22 protein-coding genes are annotated in these 22,139 nt (G+C 42.5%); 13 read left to right on the forward strand and 9 right to left on the reverse strand.

Annotation, left to right across the window (positions count from 1 at the left end; all coding sequences use genetic code 11):
* Nucleotides 1–19 precede the first annotated feature (19 nt).
* From hisIE to hisG, 8 genes are all read right to left on the reverse strand, one after another.
* Complete coding sequence (hisIE, locus tag AAEZ00_RS10490) at nucleotides 20–682, reverse strand: bifunctional phosphoribosyl-AMP cyclohydrolase/phosphoribosyl-ATP diphosphatase HisIE (RefSeq protein WP_351088628.1); 663 nt, start codon at nucleotides 680–682, stop codon at nucleotides 20–22.
* Between the two features lie 24 nt (nucleotides 683–706).
* A complete protein-coding gene (gene hisF / locus AAEZ00_RS10495) occupies nucleotides 707–1,480 on the reverse strand; it encodes an imidazole glycerol phosphate synthase subunit HisF (protein WP_101031949.1) in 774 nt (257 codons plus the stop codon).
* A complete protein-coding gene (hisA, locus tag AAEZ00_RS10500) occupies nucleotides 1,462–2,199 on the reverse strand; it encodes a 1-(5-phosphoribosyl)-5-[(5-phosphoribosylamino)methylideneamino]imidazole-4-carboxamide isomerase (RefSeq protein ID WP_124011679.1) in 738 nt (245 codons plus the stop codon). The genes hisF and hisA overlap by 19 nt, the downstream gene beginning before the upstream one ends.
* Nucleotides 2,196–2,870 carry an imidazole glycerol phosphate synthase subunit HisH gene (gene hisH / locus AAEZ00_RS10505; protein ID WP_198554734.1) on the reverse strand — a complete coding sequence of 225 codons (675 nt, stop codon included), beginning with the start codon at nucleotides 2,868–2,870 and terminating at the stop codon, nucleotides 2,196–2,198. The genes hisA and hisH overlap by 4 nt, the downstream gene beginning before the upstream one ends.
* A 9-nt stretch (nucleotides 2,871–2,879) precedes the next feature.
* Nucleotides 2,880–3,947, reverse strand: coding sequence for a bifunctional histidinol-phosphatase/imidazoleglycerol-phosphate dehydratase HisB (gene hisB, locus AAEZ00_RS10510; protein WP_101031947.1), 1,068 nt, complete (start codon nucleotides 3,945–3,947; stop codon nucleotides 2,880–2,882).
* A gap of 87 nt (nucleotides 3,948–4,034) precedes the next feature.
* Entirely contained in the window at nucleotides 4,035–5,132 is a 1,098-nt protein-coding gene (gene hisC, locus AAEZ00_RS10515; RefSeq protein ID WP_351088629.1) for a histidinol-phosphate transaminase, read from the reverse strand.
* Nucleotides 5,133–5,211: 79 nt separating this feature from the next.
* A complete protein-coding gene (gene hisD / locus AAEZ00_RS10520; RefSeq protein WP_124011677.1) occupies nucleotides 5,212–6,501 on the reverse strand; it encodes a histidinol dehydrogenase in 1,290 nt (429 codons plus the stop codon).
* Between the two features lie 5 nt (nucleotides 6,502–6,506).
* Complete coding sequence (gene hisG / locus AAEZ00_RS10525; RefSeq protein ID WP_124011676.1) at nucleotides 6,507–7,406, reverse strand: ATP phosphoribosyltransferase; 900 nt, start codon at nucleotides 7,404–7,406, stop codon at nucleotides 6,507–6,509.
* A 903-nt stretch (nucleotides 7,407–8,309) separates the two neighbouring features.
* On the opposite strand from hisG, the gene AAEZ00_RS10530 reads away from it, so the two are divergent.
* Both AAEZ00_RS10530 and AAEZ00_RS10535 read left to right on the forward strand, forming a co-directional pair.
* A complete protein-coding gene (locus AAEZ00_RS10530; protein ID WP_124011675.1) occupies nucleotides 8,310–9,179 on the forward strand; it encodes a sensor domain-containing diguanylate cyclase in 870 nt (289 codons plus the stop codon).
* A 416-nt stretch (nucleotides 9,180–9,595) separates the two neighbouring features.
* On the forward strand, nucleotides 9,596–9,997 hold the full coding sequence (locus AAEZ00_RS10535; RefSeq protein WP_124011674.1) for a Fis family transcriptional regulator: 402 nt from the start codon (nucleotides 9,596–9,598) through the stop codon (nucleotides 9,995–9,997).
* Nucleotides 9,998–10,207: 210 nt separating this feature from the next.
* Here the strand turns inward: AAEZ00_RS10535 and AAEZ00_RS10540 are convergent, their stop codons facing one another.
* The gene (locus AAEZ00_RS10540) at nucleotides 10,208–10,750 is read right to left on the reverse strand and encodes a DUF1569 domain-containing protein (protein ID WP_124011673.1); all 543 of its coding nucleotides are present in this window, start codon (nucleotides 10,748–10,750) and stop codon (nucleotides 10,208–10,210) included.
* Nucleotides 10,751–11,179: 429 nt separating this feature from the next.
* On the opposite strand from AAEZ00_RS10540, the gene AAEZ00_RS10545 reads away from it, so the two are divergent.
* The 11 genes from AAEZ00_RS10545 to rnd all read left to right on the forward strand — a co-directional run bounded on the left by AAEZ00_RS10545 (nucleotide 11,180) and on the right by rnd (nucleotide 22,127).
* Nucleotides 11,180–12,193 carry a permease gene (locus AAEZ00_RS10545; protein ID WP_124011672.1) on the forward strand — a complete coding sequence of 338 codons (1,014 nt, stop codon included), beginning with the start codon at nucleotides 11,180–11,182 and terminating at the stop codon, nucleotides 12,191–12,193.
* A 24-nt stretch (nucleotides 12,194–12,217) separates the two neighbouring features.
* Nucleotides 12,218–12,448, forward strand: coding sequence for a thioredoxin family protein (locus AAEZ00_RS10550; protein ID WP_351088630.1), 231 nt, complete (start codon nucleotides 12,218–12,220; stop codon nucleotides 12,446–12,448).
* A gap of 400 nt (nucleotides 12,449–12,848) precedes the next feature.
* The gene (locus tag AAEZ00_RS10555) at nucleotides 12,849–13,109 is read left to right on the forward strand and encodes a hypothetical protein (RefSeq protein WP_124011670.1); all 261 of its coding nucleotides are present in this window, start codon (nucleotides 12,849–12,851) and stop codon (nucleotides 13,107–13,109) included.
* Between the two features lie 209 nt (nucleotides 13,110–13,318).
* Complete coding sequence (yoaA, locus tag AAEZ00_RS10560) at nucleotides 13,319–15,244, forward strand: DNA repair helicase YoaA (protein ID WP_124011669.1); 1,926 nt, start codon at nucleotides 13,319–13,321, stop codon at nucleotides 15,242–15,244.
* Nucleotides 15,245–15,315: 71 nt separating this feature from the next.
* A complete protein-coding gene (gene tsaB / locus AAEZ00_RS10565) occupies nucleotides 15,316–16,014 on the forward strand; it encodes a tRNA (adenosine(37)-N6)-threonylcarbamoyltransferase complex dimerization subunit type 1 TsaB (protein WP_124011668.1) in 699 nt (232 codons plus the stop codon).
* Nucleotides 16,015–16,073: 59 nt separating this feature from the next.
* On the forward strand, nucleotides 16,074–16,403 hold the full coding sequence (locus AAEZ00_RS10570; protein WP_124011667.1) for a hypothetical protein: 330 nt from the start codon (nucleotides 16,074–16,076) through the stop codon (nucleotides 16,401–16,403).
* Complete coding sequence (locus AAEZ00_RS10575; RefSeq protein WP_124011666.1) at nucleotides 16,396–17,073, forward strand: M50 family metallopeptidase; 678 nt, start codon at nucleotides 16,396–16,398, stop codon at nucleotides 17,071–17,073. Before AAEZ00_RS10570 ends, AAEZ00_RS10575 begins: the two co-directional genes overlap by 8 nt.
* Nucleotides 17,070–17,933, forward strand: coding sequence for a class I SAM-dependent methyltransferase (locus tag AAEZ00_RS10580; protein ID WP_101031935.1), 864 nt, complete (start codon nucleotides 17,070–17,072; stop codon nucleotides 17,931–17,933). Before AAEZ00_RS10575 ends, AAEZ00_RS10580 begins: the two co-directional genes overlap by 4 nt.
* 224 nt (nucleotides 17,934–18,157) lie before the next feature.
* Entirely contained in the window at nucleotides 18,158–19,051 is an 894-nt protein-coding gene (locus tag AAEZ00_RS10585) for an alpha/beta hydrolase (protein ID WP_124011665.1), read from the forward strand.
* Between the two features lie 198 nt (nucleotides 19,052–19,249).
* Nucleotides 19,250–20,923, forward strand: a complete 1,674-nt coding sequence (fadD, locus tag AAEZ00_RS10590) for a long-chain-fatty-acid--CoA ligase FadD (protein WP_124011664.1) — start codon at nucleotides 19,250–19,252, stop codon at nucleotides 20,921–20,923.
* Nucleotides 20,924–21,014: 91 nt separating this feature from the next.
* A complete protein-coding gene (gene rnd / locus AAEZ00_RS10595; protein WP_351088631.1) occupies nucleotides 21,015–22,127 on the forward strand; it encodes a ribonuclease D in 1,113 nt (370 codons plus the stop codon).
* Nucleotides 22,128–22,139: the final 12 nt, after the last annotated feature.

Genomic DNA, 22,139 nt, shown 5'->3' on the forward strand with positions numbered 1-22,139 from the left:
TTCATAGCAAATCTCACTTCTAGTCTTGATTTATACTATAAGAATAAGCCAAAACTGACTCAGATGCATAGGCATGTAAGTTTTTATTGATGTCTGCCATCGACAAGCCTTGATCTTCAAGTAACACAATTAAGTGATACATTAAATCAGACGCTTCATTGACCAACTCTTCTTTATCATGGGTGGCTGCAGCAAGGGCGGTTTCAAGGCCTTCTTCACCGACTTTTTGTGCAATACGCTTTGTACCACGTTCAAATAATGATGCTGTGTAGCTTGAATCAGCACTTTGACCTTTACGTGAAATAATCAGCTTAGTCAGGTTATCGATAAAAGGATGGGCGTTGCCATCTGGCCAGCAGCTTTCTGTGCCGGTATGGCAAGTCGGGCCGTTAGGAATAACTTGTACTAAAAAGCTGTCATTATCGCAGTCTTTATCGATAGCAATTAAATCAAGTGTGTTGCCAGAGGTTTCGCCTTTGGTCCACAAACGCTGTTTTGAGCGGCTAAAAAAGGTGACTTGGTTAGTGGCTAAGGTTTTGGCTAAGGCGGCTTTATCCATGTAACCTAGCATAAGCACTTTACCGGTCAGGTGATGCTGCACGACCGCTGGAACTAATCCCGAAGTAGCGCCTTGTTGTTTGTCCCAGTCCACGCTTGTGCTATCAAATACAATATCAGTCATAGGTGTTCTCTTTTTTTTGCAAAATTATAAACGAATTGCGATGCTATTGGCGTGCAGATATTGCTTGAGTTCACCAATATCAATAATGCCTTTATGGAATACGCTTGCCGCTAATGCAGCGTCGACCTTGGCAAGTTCGAACACTTCTTTGAAGTGCGCCATGGTGCCAGCACCGCCAGAAGCAATTAACGGTACATCGCATATTGCCCTAACCATGCTTAATTGCTTGATATCGTAACCGCCGCGCACGCCGTCTTGGTTCATGACGTTAAGTACTATTTCACCACAGCCACGCTTTTGCACTTCTTCAACCCAATCTTGAGTATACCATTGGGTGTCTTTAGTGGCGGCTTGATCACCGGTAAACTGTTTGACTTTATAGCTGTCACTGGCAGCATCATAAAATGAATCAATACCAATAACGATACATTGGCGGCCAAACTCGTCTTGCAAACGGGATATCAAGCTAGGGTCACTTAATGCTGGCGAGTTTATCGAGATTTTATCGGCACCAAAAGCCAATTTTTCACGTGCTTGTTCGATGGTTTTAATGCCACCGGCGACGCAAAAGGGGATATCAATTTGCTCCGCGACGCGGCTGATCCAAGATTTATCAATCACCCGATCGTGAGCACTGGCAGTAATGTCATAAAATACTAATTCATCAGCACCTTCAAGGGCGTAACGAGCCGCCAGCGGCACTATGTCACCGACAATTTCGTGATTGCGAAATTGTATTCCTTTAACCACTTTACCTTCGCGTACATCAAGACAAGGAACTATGCGTTTGGCCAACATTGGATTGCCTCCTTAACGGTAAATTGGTTAATTAGCAGTGCTTTGCCGATAATAATCCCCGATGCTTTACTGTCGCGTACTGCGGCGACATTGTCTAGCGTGGCAATACCACCAGAGGCTTGCCAAAGGATGTCAGGATACGTGGAAGCAAGTTCAGTATAGAGTTCAGTGTTAGCGCCAGTTAGGGTGCCATCACGGCTAATATCGGTCACTAAAGCATGTTTAAGGCCGACAGTTTCAAATTCAGCCACCAGTGATTCTAGTGACTTACCGCCACCAGACTGCCAACCCGATACCGCAACGATTTTTTCACCGGCGTCGTTAATGTTGACATCTAGCGCTAAACAAATTGCCTCAGGGCCGTATTTGTTTAGCCAGCTTTTAACCCGTTCAGGCTCTTTAACGGCAAGCGAGCCAATGACCACGCGCTTAACTCCGATAGCTAATAATTCCGCGACTTGCTCTTCAGTTCGAATACCGCCGCCGACTTGAATATCAACATCAAGCCCCGCAGCAAGTTCAGTAATTAATTGGGTTTGACGATTATTAGGATCTTTTGCACCCGTTAAGTCAACAATATGCAACAATTTTGCCCCTTGGGCTTGATAAGACTGCAATTGCGCCAATGGGCTTAAGTCAAAGGTGGTTTGCTTGTCGTAGTCACCTTGGTATAAACGCACCACTTGGCCGTCAATTAAATCAATGGCAGGAATAATCACTGTGGTGTCCCCATATTTAAAAAGTTTTGTAAAATCTTTGCACCCACTTTGGCACTCTTTTCTGGGTGGAATTGCACCCCAAAAAAGTTACCTTTACCAATAGCGGCACTGAATGATTCGCCATAGGTGCTGCGGGCTAAAGTGTATTCACTGATTGGCGCGCGGTAGCTGTGAACAAAATACACGTAGCTGCCATTTTCTATCCCAACAAACAAAGGATGATCGCTGACCTCAATTTGATTCCAGCCCATGTGAGGTAAAGGCAAGCCTTTGCTGTCTAAGTCGCCGATGTCAGTGGGTACTAGGCCTAAGCAAGTGATACTTTGCTCGCTGCGACCGCCATGTTCATTCGATAAAGATGCCAGCATTTGCATGCCAAGACACACGCCCATCACAGGTTGAGTTAAGCTTTTAATCAGCTCGACTAAGTTTTTTTGTTTTAAGGCGTCCATGGCCGCACCTGCGGTGCCAACACCTGGCAATACCACTCGTGCCGCGCTGCGAATAACATCAAAGTCAGCACTGACAATGACATTAGCGTTAAGACGCTCAAAGGCAAACCGTACTGAGCTTAAATTGGCGCAGCCGGTATCTATAATAACGGTAAGGTCATTGGCCATGCTTGTCGAAGCCGTAGTAGACGTGCTTGATGAAACCGATAGTTCTGTCATATGAACTCCTTACAGCACGCCTTTGCTTGATGGCAGTATGTCACCTTCGACCTTCACCGCTTGGCGAAGCGTACGACCGAGTACCTTAAACAGTGCTTCTACTTTGTGGTGATCGTTATCGCCTTTGGAGCCAATGTGTAAGGTGCAGCGCAGGCCATCGGCAAACGAGCGGAAAAAGTGTGGCACCATCTCAATGGCCATTTCGCCGACCATTTCACGCTCAAAATCAGCATTAAATTTAATAAATGGGCGACCTGAAATGTCCATTAGGCATTCGCCGCTGGCTTCATCCATGGGTAAACTGAAACCGAAACGGGCGATGCCGCGCTTGTCGCCTAATGCCTGGCGAATAGCATCACCAATGGCTAGGGCGGTGTCTTCCACGCTGTGGTGATCGTCGATGTCTAAATCGCCATCAACGTGCACGTCCATTTTAAAATTACCGTGGGTTTGAATTTGATCTAACATGTGGTCAAAAAATCCAATGCCAGTTTCAATCTTACCCTTAGTTTGACTGTCTAGGTCAATGGTGACTTTGATGTCTGTTTCTTTGGTGGTGCGTACCACAGTTGCAATACGGCCTTTGCTAAGCAATACATTAGCAATGTCATCCCAATTCAGCGTTTGACGATTGTATTTATAGCTTTTAATACCCATAGCATTGGCAAGCTCAACGTCGGTTTCGCGATCGCCAATCACCGCTGAAGTGGTAAAGTCCACTTTGCCTTGAGTCAGGTAGTCTTTTACTAAGCCCAGTTTCGGTTTGCGGCAGCTGCAATTTTCATCATTAAAGTGCGGGCAAATCACCACATCGTCAAACTTCACCCCTTGGCTTGCAAATATTTGCATCATCATATTGTGCGGAGCATCAAAGTCAGCTTTTGGAAATGAATCGGTACCCAAACCGTCTTGATTGCTGACCATCACCAAGCGAAAACCCGCATTTTGTAATTTAAGCAGCGCTGGGATCACTTGTGGCTCAAACACTAATTTAGCCAAACTATCGAGTTGTTTATCGATTGCCGGCTCTTCAACTAAAGTGCCATCACGGTCGATGAATAATATGTTCTGTTTCATGTTCAATGCCTTCAATAGGGTGTAATTTTATTCGTTTTAATCTATTAATGTTAATCTATGTGCCTATCAATTTGTTCATCAGGTTATCTATCGAAGCGACTTTTGGCCCACTTCTGCTACCGACTCAGACAGGTTTTTTGTAAACAAAGAGATAATTAAATTTGTTTGTTGTTCATTGGTAAAGCTAAAGCGAATGGCATCAGCAAGACGCGGATCTTTATAGGCGCGGGCGACTACACCTGAATCACTTAAGCGTTTAGCGGCAGCGCTGACATCGGCAAATTTAGCCAGCACATAGTTACCGTTTGCCGGTAACACTTTGGCGCCATAGGCTGTAAGTGCATTGCTTAAGCGTTTTCCTTGCTCAACTAAGCTAGCCACTTGGGCTTGCATAGTGTCGATACCCGCTGCGCTTAAGGCTTTTATCGCAAGGTCTGATACTGGCAATGGCACCGGATAAGGGGCGATGACTCGCATCACTAAATCGATAATGTCATCACTGGCAAGCATAAAACCACAACGGGCGCCCGCTAAGGCAAACGCTTTTGATAGAGTGCGCAGCACGACAAGGTTAGGGTACTTACCCAGTAAATCGACCACGCTGTAGTCAGGGCAAAATTCAATATAGGCTTCGTCTACCACCACAATTGAATTTGGCGCCGCTTGAATTGCTTGTTCAATTTTGTCTTTCGCTATCACAGTGCCAGTTGGGTTATTTGGGTTACAAATAAACACAATTTTGGCATTGCCGATTTGTGCTGGCCAATTTTGAGGTAACTGATAGTCATCCGTTAAGCTTAGTGCGTTGACGCCAACATTAAAGGTCGCCGCGCTAATGGAGTACATGCCGTAAGTCGGTCCAAAACAAACAATGTTGTCGACACCTGGAATACAAAAGGTGCGGATCAGTAATTCAATCGCTTCATCAGCGCCACGACTGGCAATAATGTTACTTGCTTTTACGCCTGAATACCGGCTGTAAGCATTGATGAGTTCAGGTGGCTGGCATTCTGGGTAACGATTCACTTTATCAAGCGGGCTATTATTAAATGGCGACTCGTTGGCATTGATCCAAATATCCCCTCTGCCGCCGATACGTCTGGCACTTTGATACGGTGTTAACGTCAGTAACTCGGGTCTGGCCAACGTGTTTGGATCAAAAGGCGCTACTTGGGTCTGACTCATGGCTGTGTTCTCTACTTTCTACGCTATAAAGGTGTTAACTCATCACTTCTGTTCTAGATCAAAGCTTAGACAATAACAACTACTGCAAACTGGCTAAACGAATGGCGATAGCATTTTTATGCGCATCTAACAGTTCATTTTCAGCTAATACCATTACACTTTGGCCTAAGGATTGTAGTCCTTGCTTGCTGAGTTCTTGCACCGTAAAGCGGCGGCTAAAATCGGCCAATGACAAGCTGGATACCGAACGACTATAACCATATGTCGGTAACACGTGGTTGGTGCCACTGGCATAATCACCGACAGATTCTGGTGTGTAAGCCCCTAAAAACACAGACCCCGCACCGCGCACATGTTTCAGTACTTCACGAGGCGCTGCAGTTTGAATAATTAAATGCTCTGGACCATATAAGTTAGACACCTTGGTGGCTTGCCCCATATCACTGACAATAATACTGCGGCTGCATTCTAGTGCTTGCGCGGCGATGTCTTTACGACTCAATTGGGCTAATTGTTCAATTAAAGCTTGGTTTACATCTTCGGCAAGAGTTAATGAGTCAGTGACTAACATCACTTGTGAATCAACGCCGTGTTCAGCTTGCGACAGTAAATCGGACGCCACAAAAGCAGGATTAGCATCTTTGTCGGCAATCACTAGCACTTCAGACGGGCCTGCTGGCATGTCAATAGACACGCTAACACGGCTGTCTTGTGACACTAAGCGCTTGGCTTCGGTCACATAGCGATTACCTGGACCAAATATTTTGTCTACGTTTGGTACTGATTCAGTACCAAACGCCATTGCCGCAATAGCTTGGGCGCCGCCGACTTGGAAAATATCGGTAATGCTGCACACATTGGCTGCATAAATAATCGCATCATTAATTGGCGGTGGGCTGACCAATACGCGTTTGCCACAGCCGGCTATTCTTGCTGGCAGGGCGAGCATCATTACCGTTGAGATTAATGGTGCTGTGCCGCCAGGAATATATAAGCCGACACGCTCGATAGGTTCGCTTCTAAGCTCGCAACGAATTCCCGCTTGAGTTTCAATATCTACACCCTGAAACACTTGCGCCTTGTGAAAGGTTTCAATGTTATTGACTGCTTGCGCTACAGCTTGCTTAACGTCGTCACCCACTCGCGCACAAGCGGCGGCAATAGCGTCAGTTGATAACGCTAACTCTGTCAGTTCAACACCGTCAAATTTTTTGTTATAAGCCAATAACGCGCTATCACCTTGAGCGTTAACTTGCTCAATAATGTCGCGAACACCTTGCTCTACACTGGCATCACCAATCAATGGCGACCGTGCTAAGGTTTGTCGTTGCTGCTTGGTCGATAAAGAGGCCCAATCGAGAATTTGCATTTGTGTTACCCCATCATTTTTTCAATAGGCATGACTAGAATTGAGCTGGCACCTAATGCCGTTAGCTCTTCCATTGTGTCCCAGAATAAATCCTCTGTACTCACTGCGTGAATGGCAACGCGATTAGTGTCGTCATTAAGAGGTAATACTGTTGGGTTTTCTGCGCCTGGGAGTAGGGCCACGATTTGATCTAAGGTTTCAATTGGGGCGTGCAATAAGATGTACTTACTTTCACGGGCACGGATAACGCCATTAATACGCGATAAGATTTTGTTGATGAGTGCCTGTTTTTCAGTAGATTGAGTTTTACTTGATTGAATGATGCAAGCCTTTGAGCGGTAAATCACTTCGGTTTCATACAAGCCGTTAGCTTCAAGGGTGGCTCCGGTCGACACCAAATCACAAATGCCGTCAGATAATCCAGCTCGTGGTGCTACTTCAACTGAACCTTTTAACATACAGTCGCTGTAGTTAATGCCTTTTTCTTGCATAAAGCGGCGCAGTAAGTTGGGGTAAGAAGTGGCGATACGCAGACCTTCAAGTGAGTTAGCATCTTGGTATTTAAACTCATTGGGTACCGCTAATGATAGACGGCACGAACCAAAATCTAATTCACGTAATTTAGTACATTCAGCGGGTTTGTTTGCTAGTTGGCGCTCAATTTGCTCTTCTTCTAGCACGTTCTCACCGATAATCCCGAGGTCAACAACACCATCCATTACCAAGCCTGGAATATCATCATCACGAACACGTAATAAGTCGATTGGCATGTTGTCAGCGTGGGCAATCAGGCGTTGCTCATTAACGTTAAATTTAACGCCACAGCTTTTCAATAACTGTTGAGACTCTTTTGATAAACGACCTGATTTCTGGATGGCAATACGTAAACGCTTTGATTCACTCATGTGATACTTCCTTAATGTATTAACTATAAAATAGTGTAAATTTAACAGCTTAAATAAAAATATAAATTTAGAACAACAAAAAACCCCTGAAATTCCTTCCAGGGGTTTATGTGAAATATTGTTCACCACCAGAAGGATATCGTCCTTCGGCAGTTAGCATCCGAAGGCTACCGCATATGGTGATGATGGTGGATTGTAGTCACTTGGATGTTCATGGTAATTCTCTTTATGTAATCTTATTTAATTAGTTTAATGAGGAATTATACTCTCATTGAATGTCGTGTGTATCGACTTGCAATTAACTTAACCGCATTTATGCTAGTTTGCAAGCGCGGATAAAGCATTTATATTATTTAATGAGCATATTAATGGCATAAGTTATGCTTTGTTATTTTTTTATGCTCAATAAAGCCAACAACATGGTCATGGATTACGGATAAATTATACTCTATAAAGTGAATGGTACCTTGGCTTAAATGATAATGTAATATTTTTTGCTTACCACTGAAGCATTTAATTCGTTCGAGGGCTGCACATCTATCATATTGACCCTAAACATTAACGGTTTGAATAACAGAGTCTAATGACATCGCTGCATCGGTTATTTCCTCAGCAAGGCTGAACGCTCGATCCGCATCAGTATGACTCGTTCGAGCTTCGCTTTGTCTGTAGGCGATGTTTTTATGGTCGTGAGCAGAATGCTAATAGAATAAATCACTTGTGCTGTTTGTTCATTCAATGGATAAACTACACTATAACTAATACAAGGTTAATTCTCAGGCCTTTCCTCATCGATATGAATAAATGATATTCCCATAAGTCGTTGAGTTTATTTTACTCTGCTTATAAGCTGGCATATATTAGCCTTTAACAATAAATCTAACTTCTCGAGGTATGCACTGTATGAAGACCATTGACTTAGTGGCGCTTAGAGATGTTATGGATTTAATGCTTGATGCAGTTTGTGTCGTTGATAGAAAAGGCTGTTTTGTGTTTGTCAGTGCTGCGTTTAAAGATATTTTTGGATATTCTCCTGACGAAGTGATAGGCAAACCAATGATTGGCTTTGTCTATCCCGAGGATGGCATAAGAACGCTTAACGTTGTTGACACACTAATGAGTGGGAAACTTCAACCTCGGTTTGAAAATCGCTGGGTCCGCAAGGATGGAGAAATCGTCGACATTCTTTGGTCTGCTCGATGGTCAGAGTATCACCAATTTAGAATCGCGATTGCTCACGATATTACTGAACGCAAGCAAATGGAACGGCAACTGCATTACATATCAGGACATGATCCATTAACAGAATTGCCGAACAGGACATTATTGTTTGGGCGCTTACAAACTTCACTTGGATTAGCGCGCCGCGAAGGCACTGATCTTTCCTTGTTATTTATCGATATTGATGGGTTTAAGCATGTAAATGATAGTTATGGTCATCTTGTCGGTGACAAGCTACTCAAGAATATAGCTCAACGTTTGCGCGATTGTGTCCGTAAATCGGATACGGTTGGGCGCTTTGGTGGGGATGAGTTTCTAGTTGTGTTAAATGGAATTGATTTATTTGATGATGTGCTTGTTATTGCTGAAAACATACGTATTGAGCTTGAGAAACCTTATCAATTTGACAGTCTTAATTTGCAACTGTCACCGAGTATTGGCGTTGCTCGTTACCCTGAAAACGGTGATGATGAGCAGCAATTAATTCAACATGCAGATCAAGCAATGTATAGAGCAAAAAATGCTGGCGGAAATCGAGTCAATGCAAGTTGAGATAATCTAAAGTCGTTTTATTGCTTAGCCATTGTCTTAAACTTGAACAATGCTCTTGCTAGTAAAATAGTGGGTTATAATTAACCCCGATTGAGATAATAAGGTTAAGTAGTGTCATTGTTTCCGATATTTTATCTGCATAAAAACAATGCGCTAAATATGTTTTAACAAGATGATTTATTAGCTTAGCCTCAACTCGGGATATAGAGATGGGATAGACGGATAAAAATCAGTCTATCGTTAAGTCATCAATATCAAGCTGGTCTTTTGTGTTGCTATCGAGGCGTATTGACGCGTCAATAGCTGGCCTATTGAACGTTAATGTAAGGCAGATAGAGAAACAAAAGGCTGTTTGATAACCGCTTATTATCCCGAGATGAGGTTAGTTATACTGACTTAGGAAGAACATTTTTAGTATGCGTAAAATTGACAAAAAAAGAGACAATCAATTAAGAGAGGGATTAACCTCTGTATGCCAACAAGCAATAGCGGCCTATCCAGGTTTTGCGTGGATTACCCATATGGTTGATTATGCTATATTTCCTAAAGGTTTACGGATTATTTGCATATTTGATACTGAATCACAGCTAATGCAATTTAATCAACGCGGTGATAAAGCGATATTGTTAAGCTTAATTCAACGCACCCTTGCTCAATACGATATTAACCTCAAAGACATCAATCAGCATGTTAGCTTTGATACCGAAACTGCCTGCGAGCAGCAACATCAGGGTAATTGGGCGTTGCGGTTAAGTGAAACTAATAGCATGGCAAACAATGGTCGCTCTAAGCTGCACTCAATGTCGCGTGGAGGCTGATTTAACCTGCTAATACTTATCTCGTTCTAAATTAACGAATCTCAACTGGGGATGTGAGATAGAATAAGTAATTTAGAATCATACTATTACACCTAATATTATATCAAAGTTGGCATTGGTTTTGTTCGTAAGTCAATACAAGATAATTAACAGGGAAAGGCTGTTTGATAACCGTTTATTATCCCAAGCAAAGATTAACGACTAACTGACTTAGGTAAAAGTTTGCTGGTGATTATAAAAATGTAATACATGGGCAAGTTCGTATTCTGATTTAGTTAATGCGCCATAAGCAAAGTGTGGCTTGAGTTCACCCTCATATTGCTGAAAATCACCTAAGGATTGTATCAAACGGTTCAAGGCGACGTTAACGTCGACATGTTCATCTAGTATTGGTGCCGCGGGAATAGATTCACTTAAGCTATGCGACATCGCCCCTTTAGTGGCAAAAACCGCAAACGCTAGTGTGCCAACCGTGTGCTTAAATACGGCAGATTTATGTTGCGGAAACCCGGTCATCGAAAACTCAACACTTTGGGCACAGTGGCTGAATACCTGGGCAGTGTTCCATTGGCCAGTACTTAGGCTTGCTAATTGCTCTGGCGGTAATAATGACATTTTATTCAGGATCGATAACAATGCGTTTAAATTAAGTAGCTTAGTATCCTTGCCTTGGTTTAACCACATCACACTCGCCCCCCCTAAGCCGATGGCTGCGCTCGCTACACCCACTTTTAAAAATTGTCTACGTTGCATTGTTTAGCCTCAATTTTTGATAGTTGCATGTGCATTATTGACGTTTAAGACAACCCAATTAGGATCTTTGTTGTCGATACATTTTTATAAAATATTCAATCTTATTTCAATAAGTATAACAACGACAAGCTGCTCATGATCTTTTATAACGATCTGTAGCCTAACTAATTCGTTGCTATTCATTGGCATATCAGGAAATGAAATTTGATCCATTTCTGTTTCAGCTTTGCATATCGCTGTTTAGCGCTCACGGTTATTTGTTCGCAAATACTAATGTGGTTATGTTTACTCAGTAATGCCTCATTAACTGAAATTGGGTGACCTGAGTTGATCATTAATGCAGTCTCGATAAAATCGAGATCTATGTCTTAAATTTTATCTGAAAAATCAGTTATCTTAAGCTTAAGCGATTTCTTGAGTATTTTATTTATGTTTCAAATCTTTTCTGATTTGGCATCTTGGCTTATTTACAGTGTATTGGGCTTGTCGGCAGAGACAAAGCTCGGTGATGCGCTGCATTTCTTTGTTGAAGATGTCACTAAAATTTTTGCATTGCTCTTAGTGATGATTTATCTCATTGCCCTAATGCGGGCGTCGTTAAATGTGGAGCGAGTCAGGGATTATTTAGCCGGTAAACATCGAGGCGTAGGTTACTTGATGGGAGCTGGATTTGGTGTCGTCACCCCATTTTGTTCCTGTTCGAGTATTCCGGTGTTTTTAGGCTTCACGTCTGCGGGGATCCCTTTGGGGATCACCATGAGTTTTTTGATCACTTCGCCCTTAATCAACGAAGTGGCAATATTACTGCTGATGAGTTTATTGGGGATAAAGTTTACTCTTTTGTACGTCGCCGTCGGCATGAGTGTGGGCATGTTAGGAGGGTTATTTCTTGACACGATTAAAGCGGAACGTTGGTTGCAATCGTTTGCGGCAGAAGCGTTAAAACGTGGTCAACAAAAGGGCGGCGAAGATAAGGTTGATGATGGCGTCAGTGCAGACCCCTTGTCTTTGCCACAAAGGCATCAATTTGCCAAAACTGAGATGCTGGATATTTTTGGCCGGGTATGGAAATGGGTCATTATTGGTGTCGGTTTAGGTGCTGCATTACATGGTTTTGTTCCCGACGGTTGGATTGCGGCGCATTTGGGTGACGGACAATGGTGGTCTGTTCCTGCCGCTGTGTTGCTGGGTATTCCTCTTTATTCCAATGCGACAGGGGTTATTCCTGTGATGGAAAGCCTGATTATCAATGGTCTACCTATAGGCACCACATTGGCATTTTGTATGAGTACAGTGGCGGCAAGTTTTCCTGAATTTATTTTGCTAAAACAAGTTATGCAATGGCGCTTACTGGCGATATTATTCTGTCTTTTATTAGTCGCGTTTACACTGGTCGGTTGGATTTTTAATGCACTAGCGCCAACCTTGTCATCTTCAATTTAAAAAATTAATTATTAAGGAATAAAAATGAAAATCATTAAAGTATTAGGCTCTGGTTGTAAAAAATGCCTTGAAACTGCCGAATTGGTCCAAGCCGTTGCAGATGAAAAGGGTGTCGCAATCAAAATCGAAAAAGTGACCGAGATGGCGCAAATTATGGCTTATGACGTTATGAGCACGCCAGCGGTGGTGGTAGATGAAAAAGTGGTTCATAAAGGCAGTAAACCCACTAGAGATCAAATAGCCGAGTGGATATAATTTGCCTCTGTAGCGATAAGTTGCTTGGGGCTATTGGCAGTAAATAAGCCGATAGCCTCTTTGGCATTGTGCTAGATTGTTATTGACTCTAGCGGACAGAGACATTGAAATCTTGCCAGTAACGTTTCTTTCCTCATGTTTATCTAAAAGCTTAAGGGTCATCAGTTCGGATCCTTCGCAATCGAGTGCCATTTGAAATAATAAAAGGGTGGACGAATAAGTCGCCGACAGGCTTTTATTGTAATGTTAATGCACCCTCAGTGCATGTGATCATGTCGATGATGACATTAATGACATCATCGATTGCTGAATTTAACCACCATCGCGTTGAAATCATGACTCAAACATTAGCAAAGGTGCAATTAAAGGATAATAAAGGCTTACGCCCATAAAAGGACTTATGTTTTCATTGGGCGACGGTTATCACAATCCTGATACCGCATCTCAGTTGATTGTCATCGGGCGTTTTACTAGTGATCGTAAGGTGACGGATTGGACATTCTCGTTTGATTTATTTGGTCAATCGCCAGCAGGAAAAGTCATCAGTATGACGGAAAAATGTAAAGCGACAGACCCCAAAAGGGTGTTTCAACTCTCCTTTGAGAATGCTAGGCAAATAATCCTTCCCAACGAGTTTCCCCCAATAACCATAAAGCAATGATCCCTTTATGTTGCTCGAATAAATGCTGAGTCACACAGGTTCCAGCATATTTTAATGCTCGGTTTACAATAATTGAATCCAGTCGTCATTGCTGTTACATCGACATCCTTTTGTACTTTTGATGATAAACAGTTGGAACATGAAGCTGTTATAAGCATAATAGCCCAAACCATATCACATCAGCATTAGCGCGATAATTTGAGGATGCTTTGAGCTCGACACTTACCCAATCCGTTACCCACGAATTTAGCGAGCGCGGTGCGTTAGCAAAACATGTACATCATTATCACAATCGCCAGACCCAAACAGATATGGCGGTTGCGGTGAGTGAGGCTATTGCTAAAAAGCATAATCTGATTTTAGAGGCGGGTACGGGCGTGGGCAAAACCTTCGCGTATTTAATCCCTGCCTTGCTCAGTGGTAAGCAAGTGGTCATCAGTACTGGCAGTAAAAATCTTCAAGAACAGTTATTTCTCAAAGACTTACCTGCATTGCTAACCATGCTTGATATTCATGTCCCTGTTGCATTACTCAAAGGGCGTAATAATTATTTATGCCAATTACGCCTTGAAAAACAGATGCAAATGGCCAATAAGTTTACTGAATTTTACATTGATGATTTATTAAAAATTAACCAGTGGGCACATTTAAGTAAAGATGGCGATATCGGCAATTTAACCTCGGTGGCTGAACATTCTGAAGTGATCCCCACCGTCGTCAGCACCAAAGAAAGTTGTACCGGTAAAAAATGTGATCATTATGATGTGTGTTTTACCCGTAAAGCACGCATTAAAGCTATGGACGCTAAAGTGGTAGTGGTCAATCATCATTTATTTTTTGCAGACCGATTATTGAAGGACTCTGGTTTTGCGGAGTTATTGCCGGACCCAGATGTTGTCATCTTTGATGAAGCCCATTTAGTGCCTGATATCTGTATCAGTTACTTTGGCAGCCACATTTCAAGTCGCGAAATTGATAAACGACTCAATGCGGTGATCAAACTGCATAAAGAAGTGATCCGCGACAGCATTCAACTTGAACAACTGGCTCAGCGTGGCTTAATTGCCCTCAGTGAATGGCACAACTTGATGTTTGAACATCAAGTCTCTGATTGGCGCAAAGTGCTTGCCCATAAAACACTTGCCAGCACATCTTGGAGCTTACACCAGGCGCTTGTCGATTTAGCCAATAATATGCAATATCATCTGGGTCGAGATGATCAACTCGATATTGCCTTTGAGCAATTACAGGCGCTGGCTGAGACATTACGTCATTATTTTGAGTGCCAAGACCTGCAAGCGGCTTACAGCGTAGAACTTGGCCCTCGGTTTATTATGCTTCGCATGAGCCCGATTAATGTCGCCAAACAATGTCAGCAATTGTTTGTTAAGGATACGCGTTGGATATTTACTTCCGCGACATTGCAAGTGAATCGCAGCTTAGCGCATTTTGCTAAAGAGTTAGGCTTGGCTGACTCAAAGCAACTCATTTTAGACAGTCCATTTGACTATCCCAATCAAGCCGTATTTTGCGTACCTCGTCATTTAGGCAAGGTGGGGCAGTCGCAACATTCAGCAAAACAACTGGTTGATGTGTGTGTTCAAGCCATTAATGCCGCACAAGGACGGACATTTATTTTATTTACCAGTCATCATATGCTGCAACAAGTCGCCGTAATGTTGCAAGGTAAAGTCAAGTATCCGCTTTTAGTGCAAGGGCAGGCCAGTAAACAAAGTTTATTGAATAAATTTCGACAACTCGGTAATGCGGTGTTGTTGGGAACCAGCAGTTTCTGGGAAGGAGTGGATGTTCGCGGTAAATTACTCAGTTGTGTGATTATTGATAAATTACCGTTTGTGTCTCCAGATGACGCATTATACAAGGCTCGAGCGGCTAATGCTGAGCGTCAAGGACTCGATCCTTTTGCCACTATTTCATTGCCGCAAGCGGTGATCAGTTTAAAGCAGGGCGTAGGGAGATTAATCCGTGATGAAAAAGATCGTGGTGTGCTTATCTTGTGCGATAATCGGATTGTGAATCGCGCATATGGGCAAGCGTTTATTAATTCATTGCCGCCAATGCAGCGAACTCGCGACTTAGAGCACGCATTACAATTTTTAAAACAGATCCCTTAAGCTTTTTAAAACATCGCCCATCAGTTATCATAATGGGCTTATTTGTCGTGATTACCGAGTAACCCATCAAAATGCCTAAGCAGTTACATATCCTCGCGCTTGATACTTGCACTGAAACTTGCTCAGTAGCATTAACCATTAACGGCGACGTTTATGCTCGTATTGAAGATGCTCCGCGCGAACATAGCCAACGTTTGTTACCTATGGTCGACGCCGTCTTAGCTGAAGCTAAAGTGACACTAGCCGATATTGATTTAATTGCTTATGGCCGCGGCCCCGGCAGCTTTACCGGTATTCGTATTTGTACTAGCATGACCCAAGGTTTAGCACTGGGGCTAGATTTACCCGTTATTGGTATTTCTACGCTTACTGCCATGGCGCAAATGGCGATTGAGCTCGGAGCTTCACAGGTATTGTGTTGTATTGATGCCCGCATGAAAGAAGTGTATTGGGGACAATATATTGCCAAAGATGGTATTGCCACCTTAGTGGGTGAAGAACACGTTAGCGCGCCAGAAGCGATTGAATTGACACTCGATACTCAACAAACCATTAGTGTTTGTGGCACAGGATTTGAAGCCTATCCACAATTATTGAATATTGCGCCGCACATTACTCCATGCAGTCAAGCAACTTACCCAGATGCAAAAGCCATGATCGTGCTTGCGCAGCAAGGTTACCAACAAGGTTTACATACCTCTGTCGATGAACTTTCGCCAGTGTACCTTCGTGATACGGTTACATGGAAAAAACTTCCTGGCCGAGAATAGCCATTCGGCGTTATTTGACATAAAGTATAAGAGACAAACATAGGTAAACGGTATCGTTAATGACGATAAATGCAGCATTATTAATGGTCAATAATCAATCAGGCCCTATCAGTCTGAGTCAAACTGTTGCCGGAAATCGACCGATCATTGCGGCCCGCGAACCTATTATTATCAACCCTTTTGCTTCAGACCGTGAAGTTAAAGGCATTGAAACCCGTAACTTGGTCATTGTTGATGATTTAACCTTGTCGGCTAAACAGCAGGCACGTGTTGAATATGATCGTGATACCCATAGTCAACGTGGTGCCATAGCGCAATATTTGTCTACACAGCATTTTGTTAAAAGAGACGAAATTCAACAAATGGTTGGTATTGATTTATATGCCTAATGTATCGTGGTCTGCAATACCCAGTCGCAGCCGTTTTATGATTGAATTACTGCTGGCTTTTTTATTAACTCGATTTCCGTATATCTCTATTCCTTTTAAATGGTTTGAAAGCTATTTCCATGAATTATCTCATGGCATCGCGACGTTAATGACGGGTGGCTCGGTCAGTCATATTCAATTATTTCCAAACGGTGCAGGCCTTTGTTTTAGTCAAGGCGGCAGTAGCATATTAATTGCTTATGCCGGTTATTTTGGTGCCGCATTGTGGGGATATACAATCTTCCTCATGGCTACTCAAAAACAGACTATCCGGTTTACACTCACCCTGTTAGCCATAACAGTGGCGGCTTCGTTACTTTTCTGGGCTCGTGATCTGTTAACAATTATTATTCTTAGCGTCTTGATAATACTTTTTTTGTTACCACTTAAATTAAAAAATAGTAGCCTATTAAACACCTTGCTGCGTATATTAGGCCTGATGATTATTTTAAACGCCATGGCCAGTCCAATGGTGTTATTGGGGTTAAGCAGCCAAGGCGATGCGGTTTTGTTAGCTAAAATGACTTGGCTACCAGCATGGTTGTGGGTAATGTCATGGCTAGCATTTAGTGGCTATATGTTGTGGCTCTGCTGGCGTAAAGTGGGTCGAAAAAAGGGAGTGTCAAAATGAAACGTAACATGATGTTAGGAGCCTTAATTGGCTTATCAAGTTTAGGTATGTCGACCGCAATATACGCAGCCGATAGTATGCCCGATAAAAAAGTGACGGCGCCGCAGGTCAATGCTGCGCTTGCTAAGGCGGTGGCCAGCGAATTTCGGTCTACAGAAAATAAACTGCGTGATCAATATCGTCATCCTGCAGAAACATTAGCTTTTTTTGATGTAAAGCCTGAACAGACGGTTATTGAGTTATGGCCGGGTGGTGGTTGGTATGCTGAAATTCTTGCGCCTTATTTAGCCTCAAAAGGTCAATATGTTGCCGCCAATTTTGAAACTAAGCCTGCAGAAGATAACCGTCAGACGGCTTATTATAAATCAGCCGGTGTTAAATTTGAAAAATGGGTGAGTGACAACAAAGCGAGCGTTGGCAATGTTCAGTTTGTAACCCTCGATCCACCGGCTAAATTTTCATTAGGCAAAGATAACTCTGCAGACCACGTATTAACATTCCGTAATTTGCATAATTGGGCCATGAAAGGTGAGTTAGAAGGTGTATTTAAAGCCGCTTATGACGTGTTAAAAGTCGGAGGTTCATTAGGGGTCGTCGAGCACAGAGCAAACGTGGGGATGGCTGCAGAAAGTGGTTATATGGAACAAAATCAAATGGTTGAACTTGCCAATAAATACGGTTTTGAACTGACTGCGAACTCAGAATTAAATGCCAATCCTAAAGACAGCAAAGATTATCCCAAAGGTGTGTGGACATTACCACCCCGTTTAGCGATGGGCGATCAAGATAAACAAAAATACCTTGATATTGGTGAAAGTGATCGTATGACACTTAAGTTTACCAAAACTGCGGCTAAATAATCTGAACACGAAATAGTAAACGCATCTAAAATAGCACTTTGAGTCATATTGAATGTACATGCAATAGATTCACTATTGTCATGGTAATTCGGCATGTTAGCGGTACAAAGTGCACGTTTGCTGTGAAAAGCTGACCTGTAAGTGGATAGTTAAGCAGATGATTAAGCCATGACCCCGTCTCCGCTCTCAATTTAGATCAATTCGTTTTGTAAAGTGAGCCCATCATGTTGAACGTTAACGTCGCCGAGATTCAATTGCCGTTGGCTCATATAACCCTTGCTGCGAAACGCTATGGTGATGCTAGTAAGCCGATGATATTGGCTTTGCATGGCTGGCTTGACAATGCAGACAGTTTTATTCCCTTAGCACAGGCTTTTGCCGATCAAGGTTTGTTCGATACATTTCAACTAATGTGCATTGATTGGCCTGGACATGGATTATCAGATCACCGTCCAGGGCGCTATCCATTGCATTGGGTCGATTACATTTATGATCTGCAAGCCGTGATCCATGCTATCGCACAAGATACCGGGCCGATTATTTTATTGGGTCATTCGCTTGGCGGCATAGTGGCGTCAGCTTATAATGCTTGTCTTGCTGAAAACATCCATAAACTTATATTAATAGAAGCACTTGCACCATTATCAGAGTCTTCCAGCCAAGCTAAAGATCGCTTACGTAAAGGTTTACTGCAACAACAACGTTTTAATCGTCAATTAGCCAGACCCGCTCCGACATATTCCTCTATGGACGTTGCGGTTCAAGCTCGGCATCAACTGACTGGATTGGCATTGCCATGGTGTGCACTGATCACCAAGCGTAATATGGCGCTCACTGATGGACAATATCATTGGCGCAGTGACCCTAGATTAAAGTTAGATTCGCTGAACCGATTTACGTTTGATCAGGTAGATGCGCTGATGACCACCAGTGACACGCCTTCTTTACTGATTATTGGCCATGATGGCTATAAACAATTAACCGCATCAACAGATCAAGCCAATAAATGGTTTACCCATATTGAAATAGTACATTTATCCGGAGACCATCACCTTCATATGGGAAATGCCCAACAGGTGGCCGAATCGATTGGAGCATTTATTCTAAATAGCCGTTAACACTGGTTGAAATCGCTATTATTTTTCGATTATTTATGTGACTATAGTCGAAAATTAAAACGCTTGTATGATTTCGGTCACGATAAGCATCATAATAAAGCCTGCGATAACAATATTAATGATACGCAGACAATAAAATATTTTACCACTGACGGGGTATGCACGTCTTAGCACAGTGGGTATTATTAGGAGACACTTGTGGACCAGCCTTGGATTAATAATTTACCTGAACATGTTCCGGCCGAAATTGACCCATCTCAATTCAGTTCCTTAGTACATATGTTTGAAGATTCAGTAGCAAAATATGCCGACCAACCTGCGTTTATTAACATGGGTGCGACGATCACATACCGTAAACTCGAAGAACGCAGTCGAGCTTTTGCAGCTTATTTACAAAACGAACTGCATTTAAAAAAAGGTGATCGTGTTGCCCTGATGATGCCCAATTTGTTGCAATATCCTATTGCTCTGTTTGGTGTTTTACGCGCGGGTATGGTGGTGGTTAACGTTAATCCACTTTATACTCCGCGGGAATTAAAGCATCAACTAGTCGATTCAGGTGCGAAAGCTATTGTAGTGGTGTCAAATTTTGCTCATACCTTAGAAAAGATTGTCGTTCAAACACCTATTGAATCGGTCATTATTACCAATCTTGGTGATCAACTTAGTGCACCGAAACGCACCTTAGTGAATTTTGTCGTTAAATACATTAAAAGATTAGTACCCAAATACCATTTACCTCATGCATTATCGTTTCGCGATGCCTTATCAAAAGGTCGTCGTCTGCAGTATATTAAAGCGGATATTACGGGTGCTGATTTAGCCTTTTTACAATATACCGGTGGCACAACCGGGGTATCTAAAGGCGCAATGCTAAGCCATAAAAATGTGGTGAGTAATGTTTTACAGGCCAATGGTGCTTACTCTCCAGCCCTTGATAATGGCACTGAGTTTGTGGTGACAGCCTTGCCGCTGTACCATATTTTTGCCCTTACGGTTAACTGTTTGCTGTTTTTGCACAAAGGCAGCAAAAATTTACTTATCACCAATCCTCGCGATCTTCCCGCATTTGTGGCTGAATTGAAAAAGTACCCGTTTACCGTATTGACCGGTGTTAATACCTTATTCAATGCTTTGGTGAACAATGAAGAATTCACCCAACTTGATTTTTCTGGCTTAAAACTGTCGATTGGCGGTGGTATGGCCGTACAACGCGCGGTCGCCGATAAATGGCAAAATCTGACTAAGACACGTTTATTAGAAGGTTATGGTTTAACAGAAGCATCGCCTTTAGTGACTTGCTGCCCATATAACCTCAGTGGTTATAATGGATCGATTGGTTTTCCTGCACCATCGACCTTTATTCAAATCAGGGATGAAGACTCAAAGGTATTGGCTCAAGGCGAAACTGGCGAGTTATATGCTAAAGGCCCTCAAGTCATGCTGGGCTATTGGCACCGTCCGGAAGAAACAGCTACTGTAATTGATAAAGATGGTTGGTTAGCAACAGGCGATATTGGTTACATGGATGAAAAAGGTTTCTTTTTCATTGTTGATCGTAAAAAAGACATGATTTTAGTGTCAGGTTTTAACGTATTCCCGAATGAAGTGGAGGAGGTCGTTGCCTTACACCCTAAAGTGATTGAAGTCGCTGCTGTTGGCGTTCCCAATGATGCCAGTGGCGAGTTAGTAAAGATTTTTGTGGTCGCAAAAGACAAATCATTAACCGAAGAAGAGCTGATTAAGCACTGCCGTCATCATTTAACGGGATATAAAGTTCCTAAGCTGGTAGAATTTAGAGACGAATTACCGAAAACCAATGTGGGTAAAATTTTACGCCGACAACTTCGAGATGAAGTTACCAAAGCGTAAAATCAAAGCCGGCAACTGAGCCGGCTTTTTTTATGCTTAGCTATTCTCAGTTGACTGCCATGGCCCACATCTCTTTTTAGCGGAGCCTATTTTGTTAACGTTTGAATATATCAATGATGATGCCAGCTTATTGTCATTAGTTGAACAATACCAACAAAGCACCTTATTGGTGCTCGATACTGAGTTTGTCCGCACTCGAACCTATTATGCTAAATTAGGTCTTATTCAAGCCTACGATGGCAAGACCTTAGCATTAATTGATCCGGTCGCGATTACCGATTTAAGCCCTTTTTGGCAATTATTAACTAACCCGAATGTTGTTAAGTTAGTGCATTCATGCAGTGAAGATCTTGAGGTGTTTGCTCATTACGGTGAATGCCAACCTAGCCCATTATTTGATAGCCAAATAGCTGCTAGTCTTGCCGGTTTCGGCCACGGTTTAGGATATGCCAAACTAGTCGATGCATGCTTGCAAGTTGAAATAGATAAAGGCGAGTCACGTACCGATTGGATGAAACGTCCACTCACTGAAGCACAATTACACTATGCAGCCAATGATGTGTTTTATTTGTATCAATTATATCCACAGCTCCAAGAGAAACTTGCGGCAAACAATCGTATTGAATGGTTGTTTGAAGAAGGTCAGCGCATGACTGAAGGGCGTTTGTCATTGCCAGAAGGCGACAGCGTTTACCTTAAAGTAAAAAATGCCTTTCAGCTATCGAGTCAGCAATTAGCCTATTTAAAAGTATTGGCTAAATGGCGCTTAAACAAAGCGGTAAGCCGTAATCTTGCGCTCGGTTTTGTGGTAAAAGATCATGCATTAATTGCATTAGCCAAAAAACAACCGACCACGTTAGCAGAATTAGCTCAATTAAATGATTTAACGGATCAAGAAAAACGTATTCATGGCAAAGACTTATTAACGGTAATGGCGACTGCAGATTTAGTTAATCTACCTGAAGAAGTTGATATTGTTGCGCTTAAATCTGGTTATAAATCAGCTTTTAAAGAGGTTAAGAACGTCTTGACTGAATTATGTGAGCGAGAAAATGTTGCATTAGAATTTGTTGGTTCTAAACGCCATATTCATGAGTTTTTGTTATGGCTTTTCAATAATAAAACGACCTCAACACCTTTGCTACTAAGTGGTTGGCGAGGAATGTTGATCGGTGATTTGCTAGCGCGAGTACGTTTCAATTAATGCAATAAGATC

The sequence above is a fragment of the Shewanella sp. S1-49-MNA-CIBAN-0167 genome (assembly GCF_040310145.1).
GTDB lineage: Bacteria > Pseudomonadota > Gammaproteobacteria > Enterobacterales > Shewanellaceae > Shewanella > Shewanella psychromarinicola.

Coding starts and splice junctions, on each gene's coding strand:
- hisIE (WP_351088628.1), bottom strand. CDS start 682: ATGACTGATATTGTATTTGATAGCACAAGCGTGGACTGGGACAAACAA.
- hisF (WP_101031949.1), bottom strand. CDS start 1,480: ATGTTGGCCAAACGCATAGTTCCTTGTCTTGATGTACGCGAAGGTAAA.
- hisH (WP_198554734.1), bottom strand. CDS start 2,870: ATGACAGAACTATCGGTTTCATCAAGCACGTCTACTACGGCTTCGACA.
- hisB (WP_101031947.1), bottom strand. CDS start 3,947: ATGAAACAGAACATATTATTCATCGACCGTGATGGCACTTTAGTTGAA.
- hisC (WP_351088629.1), bottom strand. CDS start 5,132: ATGAGTCAGACCCAAGTAGCGCCTTTTGATCCAAACACGTTGGCCAGA.
- hisD (WP_124011677.1), bottom strand. CDS start 6,501: ATGCAAATTCTCGATTGGGCCTCTTTATCGACCAAGCAGCAACGACAA.
- hisG (WP_124011676.1), bottom strand. CDS start 7,406: ATGAGTGAATCAAAGCGTTTACGTATTGCCATCCAGAAATCAGGTCGT.
- AAEZ00_RS10530 (WP_124011675.1), top strand. CDS start 8,310: ATGAAGACCATTGACTTAGTGGCGCTTAGAGATGTTATGGATTTAATG.
- AAEZ00_RS10535 (WP_124011674.1), top strand. CDS start 9,596: ATGCGTAAAATTGACAAAAAAAGAGACAATCAATTAAGAGAGGGATTA.
- AAEZ00_RS10540 (WP_124011673.1), bottom strand. CDS start 10,750: ATGCAACGTAGACAATTTTTAAAAGTGGGTGTAGCGAGCGCAGCCATC.
- AAEZ00_RS10545 (WP_124011672.1), top strand. CDS start 11,180: ATGTTTCAAATCTTTTCTGATTTGGCATCTTGGCTTATTTACAGTGTA.
- AAEZ00_RS10550 (WP_351088630.1), top strand. CDS start 12,218: ATGAAAATCATTAAAGTATTAGGCTCTGGTTGTAAAAAATGCCTTGAA.
- AAEZ00_RS10555 (WP_124011670.1), top strand. CDS start 12,849: ATGTTTTCATTGGGCGACGGTTATCACAATCCTGATACCGCATCTCAG.
- tsaB (WP_124011668.1), top strand. CDS start 15,316: ATGCCTAAGCAGTTACATATCCTCGCGCTTGATACTTGCACTGAAACT.
- AAEZ00_RS10570 (WP_124011667.1), top strand. CDS start 16,074: ATGACGATAAATGCAGCATTATTAATGGTCAATAATCAATCAGGCCCT.
- AAEZ00_RS10575 (WP_124011666.1), top strand. CDS start 16,396: ATGCCTAATGTATCGTGGTCTGCAATACCCAGTCGCAGCCGTTTTATG.
- AAEZ00_RS10580 (WP_101031935.1), top strand. CDS start 17,070: ATGAAACGTAACATGATGTTAGGAGCCTTAATTGGCTTATCAAGTTTA.
- AAEZ00_RS10585 (WP_124011665.1), top strand. CDS start 18,158: ATGTTGAACGTTAACGTCGCCGAGATTCAATTGCCGTTGGCTCATATA.